Here is a 14436-nt window from a genome sequence, read left to right on the forward strand (position 1 = left end):
TAGCCGCAGGAAGTCTGGCCAAGCCGCGGTGAAAGGATAGATCACGCAAATCGTTCCGGAAGCGGACAGTGCGACTGCGGCGACGGGCGCGCTGCCAAAGCGACGCGCCAACCTGCCTGCGACCAAGCTGCCGACGAAACCAGCTGCGATCACGCCAAAGTTGGCGGCGGGGCCTAGAGAGGCTGGCATCAGTGGCGCGACCAAAAAAGGAACAAGCGTCCAAAAGGCGTACAACTCCCACATATGTCCGAAGTATCCGAACGCGGCCGAGCGGAAGGCGGGCACTCGGAATGCCTGCAGCACACTGCCCAATCTGGGATGAACGCCGACGGTGTTTAATCTGGCATCGGGACCATCCCCGGTGACCAAAACGAGGATGGCTCCGACGACAGACAGCAGCGAGGCAGCCGCGACGGTGGAGTGCCAGTCTAGTCCGGGGGCCCAGGCACGTAGCCCGTACGGAAAGGCTGTTCCTAGCACCAGCATGCCTACCAGCACTGCGAGCGTGTCCGCAGTCCGGCCCCGATTCCACCCGACCACCAGCTTCATGCCCAGGGGGTAAATTCCCGCAAGCGCCACACCATCCGCGAAGCGCAGCGCGAGCGACGGAGCGAAGCCGAAGCCGCCGAATGCGAACAGTGCGTTAGCGAGGGCGCCAAGCAACCCGGAAACGAAGAAGATGCGGCTGGCAGGCACCCTGTCGGCCAGATTCGAGAGCGCGAAGGCTAGGGTCCCGAAGATGAAGCCGCCCTGCACAGCCGACGTCAGGGCCCCGACGGAAGAAGGGGGCAGCCCCCAACCCCGCAGAAGTTCGGCTGCGGCGCCATTGGCACTGAACCAGAGCGATGTACAGAACAACTCGGCCACGGCAATGATTCCGATGGCAGCCGCAGCAGGGATGGACACAGGCGAGGGTTCAGAGGTCCAGAGTCAAGCGGTCGTCGCGAGCCCGTGAAACGCAGACCATCATGGTGTCACCCCGCTCCTTCTCCGCCTCGGACAGAATGGAATCCCGGTGGTCGATTCGGCCGGCGCATACCCGCGTTTCACAAGAGCCGCACACCCCTTGCCGGCACGAGGTCGGTACGAATACCCCGCGCGCGTCGAGCACATCGGCGATGCTTTGGCCCGGACCGATCTCGAGCGTAACGCCGCTTCTGGCCAGCACCACAGAGAATCGTCTGTTCTCACCTTGAAGAGCCGCAGGTGCAGCTGAGAAGCGTTCGAAATGCGGCGCCGGGCGCCCTAGCCGTTCACTTTCCGCTTGGACGGCGGCAATGAGTCCCTCGGGCCCACAGCAGTACACCTCCGCGGCGGCCGCTGTCTCCGCGAGGAGCTTGCCCACGGGAAGTCGGCAAGCTTCGTCCGCCGGGAACACACGGACTCGGCCGGCGCGATCTTCGAGCTCGTCCATGAACGCCATACCGGCGCGGCTCCTTCCGCAGTAGGCAAGCTGCCAAGGCGTACCTATGGAGTCCGCAGCTTCGATCATGGCCCGGATAGGCGTGATGCCGATACCGCCAGCGACGAACAGGTAGCCCGGAGCGGGTTGAAGCGGGAAGTGATTGCGCGGAAGACCGACACGGACGCGGTCACCGGGCCGCAGTGCACGATGAACGTGGCGTGAAACGCCTCGCCCCTCTGGCCGATGCAGCACGGCAACTTGCCACCTTCGGGCCCCGAGCGGACCGCACAGCGAGTACTGCGCAGTACCAATACCTTCGAAGACCAGGTCCACGTGCGCGCCTGCGCTCCACGGCGGTAGATCACCGCCGTCCGGGTGTTCGAGTGTGAGGGACAGGATCCCATCCGCCAGGCGCTCCATCGCGCGGACCCGCAGGTCGATTCCAGCTTCGACTGGCATCAAGCAGCCTTCTCGGTGGCGCCTCGCTCGGATCGAGCAGCATCAAGGCTCTCGTGTTCAAGCAGTTGTCGGTACTCGTCCTCCGAGACGATCGTCTCGGCTGCTTCGACGTGGATCACCCCGTCCGGAGGTGGCGTGCGGAAGACACCGCGCGGGTCATCTCCCCGGGCAACAGCGTCGATACACTCCTTGATGATGCGGCGGAGCTTGATTACGCCACGGTCGGACGTCGCCAGATGCTCATGTTCCCGGGGCTGAATCACACCTTGACTGGACTGAATCTGCGTATCTTGTCGAAGGATCACCGTCGCGCCGCGCGCTCCTCCCTTGGCATAGTCGGGATACGCATCTGCGCCCGGCCTGATGTATTCCGCGTAGGGCACGGGGCGCGGCATGTCGTAGAGCGCCGGGTCAGCGTCGTACTTGAATTGCGTGGGACGACCGTCGTCGTCGAAAGGGGCGAACAGCACTTCCCACTCGACGGTGTTCAAGTCGTCCATCGGTACCACCCACACATGGCGCAGTGTCGATGGCTGGTTGAATGCTGATTCGTCAGGATCGGGGATCGGCACTTTCATGCCGTTGGGCGCGATGAAGTGCACTTCGCGGACGTAGCGGGTCTCGTCGCGCGGGCCGCGCCGGACGGCAACCGCGATTGAGCCGATGGCAGAGTCGAAGTAGTGGCACTCTGGCGTTTCCTGCCAAGGCTGCATCTGCTTGTGCAACCAAGTGGTGTGGGCCGGATCCTGGTGGTTATCCACCAGCTGCAGCCAGTTCGAAGGAACAAAGCGCGCAAACGCCGCGCGGCGCGTGCCGTCCTCCCGCACCAACACATCCCAACGCGGCAGCTCAGGCGCCGGCGAAGGGCCCAAATACGCGAACACCAAGCCGCCGAGCTCCTGCACCGGGTAATTCACTTGCTGGATGCGTTCCTTGAAACGGCTGTCCGCCGGCTCACAGGGCTGCTGCAAACATGCGCCGCTCACCGAAAACAGCCAGCCGTGGTACGGGCAGCGAAGCCCTTCTGCTTCCACGTACCCAGTGGCGAGGTTGGCGCCCCGGTGCGGGCAGCGGGAGTCGAGCAGGCCGCACTGCCCGTCAGGCTTGCGGAACAGGACCAGCTCCTCGCCCAGAATCTTCACAAGCTTGGGCGTGTCCTTCAGGTCGGCAGACACCCCGACAGGGTGCCAATAGCGGCGCAGCATGCGACCTGCGGGAGTGTGGGCTCCGACTCGCGTCAGCTCGTAGTTGTCTTCCGATTTCATTCTGAACCTCCAGGAGTGCGTCGAATGGAGGCCGGCATCAGGGACACAAGGCCCTTTGGCGCCCACAGGACAATTGCGATAAAGACGAGCCCCAACAGCAGCGGATACCACGTCGTGGCACTCAGGAGCTGTTTGAGCGTCATGAATGCGGCCGCGCCAACAATCGGCCCGAAGAGGGTCTGCACGCCGCCGAGGAGCACCCAGATCACCACCTCGGTCGAGAGTGCGGGTCCGACGAGTTCGGCAGACAGCGTGCGTGTGAGAAGCACGTAGAGCATGCCCGCCGTGCCCGCGATGAAAGCGGACACGAGCGTTACGAGCAACTTGGCGGAGTCAACGTTGTAGCCGAGAGCTTGCACGCGTTGCTCGTTCCCTTTGATCGCAAGCAGCAGGTGACCGACGCTGGAGCGAACCAGCATTCTGGCCAACAGGTACATGGTGAGCGTGACCACGGCGACGATGGCGTAGGCCTCGCGTGGCGAGAGCGCGCTGAAAGATTTCACCCGTGGGATCGATAAGCCGTCTTCGCCTCCGGTCACGCCGGTGACCGTGAGCGCCAACGTGAACAGCGCGAACGAGGCCAGGAGCGTCACGATGATGTAGCCAGTGCCACCTGTACGAAGCGCAAAATAGCCGATCACCGCCGCCGCCACCAATACCGCTGCGTAGCCAGCAAACAGAGCGAGCGCGAAGCTGTCTTGCCGCACCAGCATGATGCCGAGCGCATATGCAGGCAAGCCGAAGAAGACCGCGTGCCCGAAACTCGGGAGGCCCGTGTAGCCCAGAAGCAAATCAAGCGACACGGCGAAAAGCGCCCAGACCAGCAGCTCGGTGGCGATGAAGAGCCCGTAGTCACGCAGTACGAAGGGCACGACGACCAGCACCGACAATGCAAGTACCCGCATGAGATCGCGCACTCCCGTCTTCATCGGCTCGCTCCCGCGCGGCGCACGACCACGATGACAATCAGGGTGACGAGGGTGATCAGAGATGCAACCGACGGCCTCAACGCGAGCGAAAGCATCGCCTGCATCACCCCGGCGAGAAGGCTTGCCAACAATGTGCCACGCACGTTGCCCATACCGCCGACCACCACGACAACGAAGGCCATGATCAAGATCTCCAGACCCATCGTTGGATAGGCGCTTGTGACTGGCAGCATGAAGGCGCCCGCCGCGCCTGCAAGCCCCGCGCTAACTAGGCAGACAAGGAAGTACACGCGCGCCGTCGAAACGCCAACCACCGTGGCGGCCTCCTCGTTGCTTGCAACAGCTCGGATCAGCAGGCCCTGACGCGAGTACGCAAGAAAGAGGTACAGGCCCAAGATCAAAGACAGCCCCAGACACATGACAAGGAAGCGATAGGCGCCGCCGAGAAAGGGCAACGTTCCTTCGACTGGCAAATCGACTAGTTTGAAATCAATACCAAATACGTGCTGCGCGACCTCACGCAGTACATAGCCGAATCCCAACGTCAGCAACGCCCATCGCAAGGGCCCGCTGCCCAGCATTCGGCGAAAGAACATCATCAGCACCGCGCTGCCCAATAGGGCTGTGCACACGGTCGCAAGCGGCACTGCGAGCCAGAAATTCCCCAGCCATGCATTGAATGCCCAGCAAAGGTACGCCCCCGTCATGTAGAACTCGCCGTGTGCGAGGTTGACGATGTGCAGGATGCCGAAGACCAAGCTAAGACCCAGAGCCGTGAGAGCGATGGTGGTGCCGACCAGTAGGCCGTTCGTGAGCTGGATGGTGAAGGACTCCAAAGTCAGACTCCCAGGTAGCGCTCGGCCTCTTCGGCGCCAAGCGAATCCACGGTGGCCTCTATGCGGCCGTTGTTCATAAGCGCGACGCGAGTGGCTACCGCGCGCACAAGCGCCAGGTTCTGTTCCACAACAACGACAGCCGCACCGTCTCTCGCGATGGTGGCGATCAGGTGACCGATCTCATCGACCGCTTTAGGCATCAGGCCTTCCGTCGGCTCATCGATCAAGTAGATACTTGGGGTCAACAGCATGATCCGCGCGAACGCAAGCAGCTTTCGCTCACCTCCACTCAGCGATCCGGCCACTTGGCGGCGGCGCTCGGCGAGCCGCGGGAAGCGCTGATACGCGCCGTCAACTGCTGCCGTCGACAGCCGGTTGGCCACCAGCGGGAGCATTAGGTTCTGCTCCACGGTCAACTCAGGGCATACCTCGCGCTGCTGTGACACGTACCCAATTCCCAGTCGGCAGGCCGATACCGGAGACATTGGGCCGGCCACATGTCCTCGCACCGACACGGTTCCGCCAAACACATCCACCAACCCAAGGATGGCCTTGAGCGATGTGGTCTTCCCAACCCCATTTCGGCCCACCAAGCCAAGCACCTCGCCGGGGCCAACCGACAGGCTGAAATCGTGAACCACGCGGGCGCGGCCATACCCTGCCTGCAGGCGAGAGACATCAAGCATGGACGGCCTCGCGGTGCAGATAGGCCTCGCGCACCAAGGCATTACTGCGGATCTCGGCCGGCGTTCCCTCGGCGAGGATGCGGCCGTTGTGCAACACCGTCACACGATCAGCGAGGGCCATCACCATGTCTATGTCGTGCTCAACAAAGACGACGGCCCGTTCTTGTGCCAGCGCACGAATCAAATCGGCAAGCTCGGCGCGCTCATGGGCGGCCAAGCCAGCCATTGGTTCGTCCAGCAGCAGCAGCCTGCTGGAGTTGGCGAGCGCCAATGCGATTTCCAGCCGCTTCTGTATGCCATGGGCGAGCACCGTGGTCTCATGCCGTTCCCATTCCACCAAACCGTGCTTCGCGAGCAGCTCGCGTGCCGCGGCGCGAATCTCCTTCCGCGCGCTTGGTCGAATCCAGTCGAGAACCGGGCGGTCCCGCTGTATAGCAAGCTCGGCGGCGTCGCCGCAGGTCAATCCCGCAAACAACTTCACTACCTGGTAAGACCTCCCGATCCCCATGCGGGCGCGTTGGTGCACTGGTGTATGGGTGACCTCCTCGCCGTCGAACCACACCGAACCTGCCGTTGGCCGGGCGGCGCCCGCCAGCAGATTCATTAGCGTGCTTTTACCCGCCCCATTGGGGCCGATCAGCGCATGGACGCCCTCCCGCTGTACGCACAGGTCCACGCCTGAGAGTGCCTGAAACGTGCCGAAGCGCTGTTCCAGCGCTCTGGTCTCAAGCAAGCTGGTCAACGGCACGATTCTGCTCACTTGATCTTTGCAACGTCTGCGGCCGGAATCATGTGGACCACCGACTCCTTGCCGCCCTTCACGGTCCCGATGTACAGCGGTACGATCGCCTGGCGGTCCTGCTTGCGCATGCTGAGCGCGCCACCTGGGAACTGCGCACTCGCGGGGACGTCGAGGGTCTCCATCGCTGCGATCAGCTTCTCGCTGTCTGCCCGATTTCGGAAGCCGGACTTCTCGATCGCCTTGAGCAGCGCGTTTGTGGCGACATACGCTTCAAACGCGTTCAGCCCGACCGGCTCGCCGCCGGCCACCGCGCCATAGGCTTTTTGGAAGGCCAGGTTGGCCGGTGTATCGAGTGGGCCGCTCGCTTCCCGCGGATAGGAGCCGATATATGCCAAGCCTTCGGTGGCCTCGGGCAGCTTGGGGAAAGCCTCGGGAATGATCAGTGACTGCATCCCGGCGAGCCTTAGCTTCTTTCCAAGTCCCTGCGACAGCGCCTCCTGCAGAGCCAGCGTGGCATCGCGGCCAGCGAAGACAAAATACACACCGTCTGCGTTTCGATCTACCTTGCTGACATATGCCGCCATATCGGTCGCGCCGAACGGCACCCCCACGGAACCCACGACTTCTGCCCCCGTCTCCTTGAACGCCTTGAGGCCGGATTGTCCGTAGGCAGTGTCCGAGTACATCACGTACCAGCGTTTGCCCACGTTTTTCGTCAACCATGAAACGAAGGCAACGTTGCGCATTTTGTTGCTCGGCGTGGTGCGAAAGGAATAGCGGTTAGTGCGTCCGGCGTCACCAAAGTCGTCCACCCAGCAGCCACTCGCGACGATGTATGGGAGCTTTTCCTCGCCCGCAAATTGCTGTAGGGCCAAGCATTCCGCGCTGGAAAGCCCGCCCATTAGGACATCGACCTTCTCGCGCGACTCAAGCTCCCGCGCATAGCGCACGGCATCGGCCACCTTTGCTGCGGAGTCACGTTCGACGACTCTGAAGCTCACTCCCTTGAGCGCCGGGTTCGACTTCGCACCGTCGAGCGCGAGATCCATACCCTTGCGGGCCGCCTTCCCCAATGCCGCAAAGGGACCGGTCTGCGGGTTCACGAAACCGATCGTGATGATCTGTTCCGCGTGTGCCGGCGCTGTCACGAATGCTGCAACGCCCAAGAGCAATTGGAGTGAGAACCTAGCGAGGAACTGGAATGGGCGGGCCATGAGCGATCTCCTGAAAGGACGAATATTGGTAGTCGTCTCTAACAATAATATTTCGGGCCGATCGACCCACATACTAGTAGATACCCTCGGTTTTAACGCCTCTATGGGCCGTCTTATGTGGTTATTCACTTACACTGCAATAAACAGGAGGACCCTTGGCTAAGAGTCAACGAGCGACCCCGTCTCGCCCGGCAGCCGATGCGCTTGGGCAGCGTGCAGTGGGCCGTCCGCCCAACGGAACTCGCGAGGCAATCGTGGACGCCGCTGTCCAGGAGTTCGCGCAGGAAGGTCTCGGCGGTGCTCGCATTGAGCGCATCAGTAAACGGGCGGAGACCAGCGATCGCATGCTGTACTACCACTTCGACAGCAAAGAAAGTCTCTATTTGGCCGCCCTGGAAAAAGTTCATGACGACATGCTCTTGGCCGAGGGGCGGATCAACCTGAAGCAGCTCGACCCGAGAGAGGGTCTTAAGCGGCTGATCGCCTTTATCTGGCGCTACTTCCAGGAACACCCGGAATTCATCAGCCTTGTGAACGCAGAGAACATGTACGGAGCGCGCCACGTGAAGCAGTCCGAGCGCATTAGGCAGAGTGCAGTCCCGCAACTGAAGATCGTCGAAGACTTGCTGGCGCGAGGCGTGGCCGAAGGGCATTTCCGCCGCGACGTGACGGTAATGGAACTGCACCTCACCATTGTCTCGCTCTGCTATTACTACCTGTCCAACGCAGCGACGATGTCCAACTTCTTGGATTTCGACATGAAGCAGCAAGACGCGCGCGATGCCTGGCTGACGCATATAACCCGTGTCGTATCGGATTTTCTTGTGCAAAGATAAGCGCCGACCTTGCAGTGGGTCGATAGTGGATTCCGGGCCTTGTTCGATACGTACAATCCATGCATGTCCAAGGCTGCTCGTGTCTCTCTTGAAAACCGGATCTCCTATCGATGCCTTTCGATTGCCGCCCGGATTACCCGCCATCTTTCGCCTGCGTGGAAGGCGGAATTCGGCCTGACCGTGATCAGTTGGCGAGTCATGGCGGTCATTGGCCGGTTCGCGCCTGTCTCGGCCAAGCAGGTCGCAGCGCGCACAAGCACGGACGCATTCTTCGTGGCCCGCGCCATTGATAAGTTGGTCGAGCAAGGTTATGTGCAGAAGGACGTGGACCACGAAGACAGGAGGCGCTTGCGACTCAGCCTTACACCCTCAGGAAAAAAGGTTCACCGGCAGGTGGAGGACATGATCAATGCTGTGGAAGCAGAGCTCTTGGCCGGGATACCCTCAGACGAATCAGCGATCTTCTTTCGCGTGATGTCGGTGCTGGAGGATCGGACCGGAGCTCTGGCATCCATACCGTCATGATTTCTCAGTTGCCCAGCGTGATGCCTGCCTTCTGAATCACGGAACCCCAGCGCTTGAACTCCGACTTCAGGTAGGAGTCGAACTGCTCGGGACTTGATCCGCGGCTTTCTACGCCCAGCTCAGTGAGCTTCTCCTGCACATCGCGTTGCGCGAGCACGTGACGCATTTCTTCCGACAGCTTTCTGCGGAATTCAAGCTTTGTTCCTGCCGGAGCGAGAACTGCAAACCAGGGTCCTGAAACGATCTCCGGGTAGCCTGCCTCGGCAAATGTCGGAACTTCCGGCAATACCGAACTTCGCTTGGCGGACGCCACTGCAATCGGCCGCAGCTGACCTGAACGGATTCGCGGCAACAGATTGATGGTGTCCGCGATCATCATCCCCACCCGCCCGGCAAGAACGTCCGTAAGAGCCGGTGGAAAGCCCTGGTACGCGACGTGCGTCAGGTTGATTCCGGTTTGCTGGTTGATTAGCTCGCCGGTAACATGGCCGGTCGTTCCGACGCCTTGGGTACCGAAGGTCATCTTGTCCGGATTCGCTTTGGCGAATCCGCGCAGCTCCGAGAAGTTGGCGACGGGAAACGCCTGGTTCGTGACCAACACGTTCGGCGCCTCGGCCACCACCGTTACGGGCGCGAAAGCGGCTTCCGCGTTGTACGGGAGCCGCTTCATGAGGAATGGATTGAGGACCAATGGCCCCTGTGCGGTGAACAAGAACGTGTATCCGTCAGCGGGAGCCCTTGCGACAAAATCGGCACCGACCGTGCCTCCGGCGCCCGTGCGGTTTTCGACCACGATCGACTGCCCTAGTCTCGTTTCGAGATGCCGCCCCATCAAGCGCGCGAGAACATCGATGGAGCCACCCGCTGCGAAGGGCACGACAAAGCGAATGGGCTTCGAGGGCCAGACGTCCTTGCCTTGGGCTTGGGCGTCCATGGCGCCGCAGGTTGCCATCAATACGGCCGCGATGCTGATGATCGTTCCGAACTTCGTAATCACTTTCACTGTAATGTCCTTCAGGGTTGGATTGATCTGTCCCACTCACCGCCGGCGAGTCGCCCGACACCATGCTCGTCTGAGACGCAGGGGTCAGAGTGCTCGCTGAAGGGCGTCAGGCAGACGGTACGGTGGCCGGGTGACTGCCCGCCTGTTCCGCGGTCACGTCCTTCGGGAGCAGCATGGCCACGGCCCTGCGTCTGTAGAGGTCGCCACGGGCAGCCGCCACGGGAACGATTCCTTCACTGGCGAACTTCTTTGCCGACTCGATCAGACGACGCCTGCATCTGACGATTGCGGTGTCCGAGGTACCGAGGTGCTCTTTCGTGCGATCAGCGATAGCGCCCTGACTCTCCTGCACGGCGAGGTCCTGCAGCTGCGCGCTCGGAATACCGGTAAATGAGCCACTCCTCTGCAGGGTTCGGTCCATCAGGTAGTCATTCGCACGGTTGCCCTCCGGGATGTAGGTTCCCGGCAGCAGCTTCGCGTAGTCAAGTGTTCCGTGCCTGTACTCGGCAAGTTCCTCGCTGCTGAGAGGACGACCGGCGTGGTATCGCACGCGATACCACCAGCAGTTCTCGTCGTCGATGGGAATGAACAGATTTGCCCTGCAGACCAGGTCGTCTCCGGTGGGTACCAGGACGCTCGTGGGCATCAGCCACTGCGTGATGCGCCAATAGTAGGCGTCCGGTGATCCCTCGCGGCGTGCCGAGATTCTCATTCCGTACTCGGTGTCTTCGCAAAAGAACCTGGGCGCACCGTCTGCATCGCCGAATTCCTGCAGCTCGCCCACCCCGAACACATCCTTTTCCATCGGCCCGATCGACCGGTGGAGAAAGGTCAAATGGGCCGTATCGATGCTGCCTTCCAGTGCCTGCTGGTAGTTGCATTTCATCAGACACTTGGAGGCATACACGTTCGCTGCGGGCAGGCCCATGAACTCCATCTGTGGAAGGGGAGGAATCGATTCCACGGGCCCGAGATATGCCCAGACGATCCCACCAGCCTCATGCACTGAGTAGGCCTTGGCTCGGACGTTCGGGTTGCATCGCATCGGGCTTTCGGAGGGCTCGCTGGGCATGTCCAGCACCTCCCCCGTCACGCTGAATTTCCAGCCGTGGTAGACGCATCGGAGTCCCCCCTCCTCATTTCGTCCGAAGTAGAGGTCGGCCAGACGATGCGGGCAGTGTGAGTCCAGCAGCCCCACCCGCCCGGCCGAATCACGGAAGGCCACAAAGTCCTCTCCCATCAAACGCACACGCACGGGGGGGCAATCGGGTCCGGACAGTTCTTCGGACAGAAGAGCCGGTTGCCAAAAGTGTCGGAAGAGCCCTCCCATGGCGGTACCAGGGCCGACGCGGGTGAGGATCTGATTGTTCTCGGAAGTCAACATGCTCTATCTCCGTCGAGTAATACTAGCGATTCGCTATTATTAATGCGACGAACAGGAGCTGTCAACGCCAGCGAGCGAAAATATGCGCCGCGTGGCGCATGGTTTCACTTGCCACCGGGCTAGTACTAAGAGCAGGCTCCGAACAGGCTACGCTGCAGCGTGTCACGAGCTTGCATGAGCACGGGAAGCAGGGTGCGCGTGAACTCGGTCATGGACATCCGCTCTGCCCCGACCGATATGCTCAGCCCGGCGATGAACTTGCCGTCCTGGCCGCATACAGGCACAGCAATGGATCGAACGCCCAGTTCGAGTTCCCCATCGGCACCCGTCCAGCCGTCGCGGCGGCACCGATCAACTTTCTCAAGCACTGCGGCAAGTTCGTAGATCGTCTTTGGCGTCAGAGGCCCGCGCCGCATGTCGCCTATTCGCCGTGCGGCCTCGGTCTGCGGAAGGTTTGCCAAGGCCACGCGCCCGAGGGAGGAACAGTAGGCGGGCAAGCGAGAACCTATCCCCAGGCCCGTGGAGAGGCTGCGGCGCGCAGTGGAGCGCGCGATGATGATCACGTCATCATCCTGCAGCTTGCCCAAGGACGCCGACTGCCGCGTGCGCTCCGAGAGCGCATCGAGCAGCGGTTGGGCCAACTGGGGGGTGGGGCGGGATGCGAGGTAGGCATGCGCCACCAGCAAAACCCGGGGCCCCAGCCAGAACCGCCGCCCATCACTCTCCAAAAAGTCCAAAGCGTGCAGCGTAAGCAGTGAACGACGAGCGGATGCTGGCGAGCTTCCAGTCAACCGCGCCACCTCGGACAAAGTGAGCTTGGCGTTCTGTCTGTTGAAGCAGGTCAGCACGTCCAATCCCTTCTCCAGGGATGCCACGAAATCTTTGCTCTGTCTGAAGGCCATGCGCCAATTATTGTGCGAGGAGTAAGTAGCTGCTACCCGGCTTCACCGTCGAACCCAATCAGGAAGACGGGAGACGCACGGGCGCTCTCTCTCAGAATTCACGGCCGCACAGTCGCCGCCGTTCGGCATCTCGTCGCGGACCTGGCATGCCACAGGTTTAGTGCGGCGGTTCACCCGCGGTGGTGTTCCCCGTGGGCAGGGCGGCTAGCGCCACAGTGCTTCGTCAGCGACGTGTTCGTACCTGGTCCGGCAGCCACTTACTCATTCGGAAGCCGCACGCTGGGTCATCTGGGCGAAGTTTTCGCATGCGTGCGTCAGGGCCGTCACGAGTGCCTGCCTTTCGCGGTGCATGATCGCGGTGCTGCTGCCGATGCACAGGGCGAGCAGCGGCTGGCGAGGAATGACCGGGAGCGCCGCGGCGATCGAGCAGTGCCCGGGCGACGGAAACTCGTGCGACTCGGCCCACCCCCGCGCCTCGGAGACGCGTATCTGCTCCAGCAACGATTGCGGGTGCACGCGGTTCCTCGAGACCGGATCGACCGCATTGGCATGCCGCGCGATGCGCAGGATCATTGCGTCGCTTTCACGTGAGAGGAGGACTTTCCCCATCGACGACAGACACACGGCCGCGAGGGTGCCGGTGCGAACCGGCAGGGCGTCAGCCCTCGTGCCGCGCAGCGCGATGATGGAGCGCACGTGGATGCCTTGACGCAGTCCGACCATCACGGTCTGGCCGGTCGAGCGCCGCAGTGCGTCCAGGGCCGAGACCAGGCTGCCCTCGCCGAAAAGCTCGTCCTGGATCCAGCTCCCAAGTAGCATCACGCGCACAGTGGGCCGGAAGGTGCGGTCGTCCGCGTCGTAGGTCAGGTACCCGAGCGTCTCAAGGGAACTCAGAAGCATCGACGTGCTCGATTGCGGAAAGGCGAGCTGACGACTCACTTCGGCAACGGTGGCGGGATCGCGGGTGGCGGCGAAGTATTCGAGCACCTCCAGCACGCGCTGGGCTGATTTGACCGTCACAAGCACACCCTCCTTCACTGCAAAGCATCACATTCATGATTACATGGGCCGCGCCGCGGCACCTACGATCCGTTCGTGAAGGCCGACAACAAAAAAGGGGATATTCGATGCTCTTGAACTGCCATCGACCCGCGCACCGGATGGCGCCAACTGACGAGAACCATATGGCGGAAATCACATGCTTGATGGCGCTGCAACCTGCACCCCGCCTATGCTGGCCAGCATGAAACGTAGGCATTTCTTGAGCGCCGGTGCCGCCAGCATGGTGGGCGTCGGAGCATGGGCCGACGCCCAGCCGCCCATTCGCCTCCTCGCGGGATTCCAGGCAGGTGGCTCCACGGACATGCTGGCACGGATCGTCGCGGCCGCGCTGCAGGACGTTCTAGGGCGCTCGGTCATCGTGGACAACAGGCCCGGCGCGGGCGGACGACTGGCGATGGAGCTTGTCCGTGCCTCAAAGCCCGGTGAAGACATTTTCGTGGTGGCGCCGCAAGGCTCACTCACGCTATTCCCGTATGTCTACAAGAACCTGCGATACGACCCTGTCGACGATTTCACTCCCATTTCCCGCCTGATCACCTTCGACTACGCGCTCACCGTCGGACCCGGCACACCGGCACGCAACCTTGCCGAATATGTGAGCTGGGTCGCTGCGCATCCAGCGAACGCGATCTATTCGTCCGCGGGCGCCGGCACTACGCCCCACTTCGTCGGCGTCGCTTTCCATCGAGCGGCCGGTGCACCCGGAGCACACGTTCCCTACAAGGGTTCGGCCCAGGCTCTGCCCGACCTGATCGCGGGCCGTGTTCCCGCGATGGTCGCGACCATGGCCGATTCCCTGCAGCAGCACCGCACGGGGCAACTGCGCATCATCGGCACGGCCGGCGCGGAACGCAGCACGCTCGTGCCGGAGGTACAGACCTTCCAGGAGGCAGGGATTCCCGTGGTTGTCCCGGGGTGGAACGGCCTTTATGGCCCCAAGGGCATCCCTGCGGCCCGGCTCGCTGATCTGAACGCCGCAGTTCAGAAGGCGTTGATGACTCCCCAGGTGATCACGAAACTGCTCGGTCTCGGCATGGTTTCAGCGCCGAGCACATCCTCAGAGCTCGCGGCATTGCAGAAGCAGGAGTTTCTTTTTTGGAACCCCATCGTCAGGAGTTCCGGCTTCAAGCCGGAAGAGTGAGCCGCTTCGGCTCGGGTCTGGTCAAAGGCAGCAACAAGACCGGGTTC

The 14436-nt window shown here is 62.1% G+C and carries 15 protein-coding genes; 3 read left to right on the plus strand and 12 right to left on the minus strand.

The annotated features are described in order from the left end of the window. The 8 genes from EJO71_RS33945 to EJO71_RS33980 all read right to left on the minus strand — a co-directional run. Positions 1-906, minus strand: a 906-nt coding sequence (locus EJO71_RS33945) for an MFS transporter (protein WP_125953033.1), incomplete at its 3' end; no start/stop codon positions are given. A gap of 10 nt (positions 907-916) precedes the next feature. Then, positions 917-1864: a PDR/VanB family oxidoreductase gene (locus EJO71_RS33950; RefSeq protein ID WP_125953034.1), complete on the minus strand. Its 948-nt coding sequence runs from the start codon at positions 1862-1864 to the stop codon at positions 917-919. Continuing rightward, a complete protein-coding gene (locus EJO71_RS33955; protein ID WP_125953035.1) occupies positions 1864-3129 on the minus strand; it encodes a Rieske 2Fe-2S domain-containing protein in 1266 nt (421 codons plus the stop codon). The genes EJO71_RS33950 and EJO71_RS33955 overlap by 1 nt, the downstream gene beginning before the upstream one ends. Continuing rightward, the gene (locus tag EJO71_RS33960) at positions 3126-4058 is read right to left on the minus strand and encodes a branched-chain amino acid ABC transporter permease (protein WP_125953036.1); all 933 of its coding nucleotides are present in this window, start codon (positions 4056-4058) and stop codon (positions 3126-3128) included. Before EJO71_RS33960 ends, EJO71_RS33955 begins: the two co-directional genes overlap by 4 nt. Beyond that, positions 4055-4894 carry a branched-chain amino acid ABC transporter permease gene (locus tag EJO71_RS33965; RefSeq protein ID WP_164546977.1) on the minus strand — a complete coding sequence of 280 codons (840 nt, stop codon included), beginning with the start codon at positions 4892-4894 and terminating at the stop codon, positions 4055-4057. The genes EJO71_RS33960 and EJO71_RS33965 overlap by 4 nt, the downstream gene beginning before the upstream one ends. 2 nt (positions 4895-4896) lie before the next feature. Then, the gene (locus EJO71_RS33970) at positions 4897-5580 is read right to left on the minus strand and encodes an ATP-binding cassette domain-containing protein (RefSeq protein ID WP_164546978.1); all 684 of its coding nucleotides are present in this window, start codon (positions 5578-5580) and stop codon (positions 4897-4899) included. Then, a complete protein-coding gene (locus tag EJO71_RS33975; protein ID WP_171022436.1) occupies positions 5573-6322 on the minus strand; it encodes an ABC transporter ATP-binding protein in 750 nt (249 codons plus the stop codon). Before EJO71_RS33975 ends, EJO71_RS33970 begins: the two co-directional genes overlap by 8 nt. A 14-nt stretch (positions 6323-6336) precedes the next feature. Then, a complete protein-coding gene (locus EJO71_RS33980; protein WP_164546979.1) occupies positions 6337-7536 on the minus strand; it encodes an ABC transporter substrate-binding protein in 1200 nt (399 codons plus the stop codon). A 254-nt stretch (positions 7537-7790) separates the two neighbouring features. Between EJO71_RS33980 and EJO71_RS33985 the strand changes: the two genes are divergently transcribed. Both EJO71_RS33985 and EJO71_RS33990 read left to right on the plus strand, forming a co-directional pair. Then, positions 7791-8372, plus strand: coding sequence for a TetR family transcriptional regulator (locus EJO71_RS33985; RefSeq protein ID WP_164546980.1), 582 nt, complete (start codon positions 7791-7793; stop codon positions 8370-8372). 63 nt (positions 8373-8435) lie between these two features. Further along, positions 8436-8897 carry a MarR family transcriptional regulator gene (locus tag EJO71_RS33990; RefSeq protein WP_125953041.1) on the plus strand — a complete coding sequence of 154 codons (462 nt, stop codon included), beginning with the start codon at positions 8436-8438 and terminating at the stop codon, positions 8895-8897. Positions 8898-8901: 4 nt separating this feature from the next. Here the strand turns inward: EJO71_RS33990 and EJO71_RS33995 are convergent, their stop codons facing one another. The 4 genes from EJO71_RS33995 to EJO71_RS34010 all read right to left on the minus strand — a co-directional run bounded on the left by EJO71_RS33995 (position 8902) and on the right by EJO71_RS34010 (position 13206). Then, positions 8902-9936: a tripartite tricarboxylate transporter substrate binding protein gene (locus tag EJO71_RS33995; protein ID WP_125953042.1), complete on the minus strand. Its 1035-nt coding sequence runs from the start codon at positions 9934-9936 to the stop codon at positions 8902-8904. Positions 9937-10006: 70 nt separating this feature from the next. After that, positions 10007-11284 carry a Rieske 2Fe-2S domain-containing protein gene (locus EJO71_RS34000; RefSeq protein WP_125953043.1) on the minus strand — a complete coding sequence of 426 codons (1278 nt, stop codon included), beginning with the start codon at positions 11282-11284 and terminating at the stop codon, positions 10007-10009. Between the two features lie 125 nt (positions 11285-11409). Further along, positions 11410-12186, minus strand: coding sequence for an IclR family transcriptional regulator C-terminal domain-containing protein (locus tag EJO71_RS34005; protein WP_125953044.1), 777 nt, complete (start codon positions 12184-12186; stop codon positions 11410-11412). Positions 12187-12447: 261 nt separating this feature from the next. Then, positions 12448-13206: a helix-turn-helix domain-containing protein gene (locus EJO71_RS34010; RefSeq protein WP_164546981.1), complete on the minus strand. Its 759-nt coding sequence runs from the start codon at positions 13204-13206 to the stop codon at positions 12448-12450. Between the two features lie 178 nt (positions 13207-13384). Between EJO71_RS34010 and EJO71_RS34015 the strand changes: the two genes are divergently transcribed. Next, positions 13385-14389 carry a tripartite tricarboxylate transporter substrate-binding protein gene (locus tag EJO71_RS34015; RefSeq protein ID WP_125953046.1) on the plus strand — a complete coding sequence of 335 codons (1005 nt, stop codon included), beginning with the start codon at positions 13385-13387 and terminating at the stop codon, positions 14387-14389. Positions 14390-14436 lie beyond the last annotated feature (47 nt).

Origin of the sequence: Variovorax sp. 679 (assembly GCF_003952185.1) — a bacterium.
Classification (GTDB): Bacteria; Pseudomonadota; Gammaproteobacteria; order Burkholderiales; family Burkholderiaceae_C; genus Variovorax.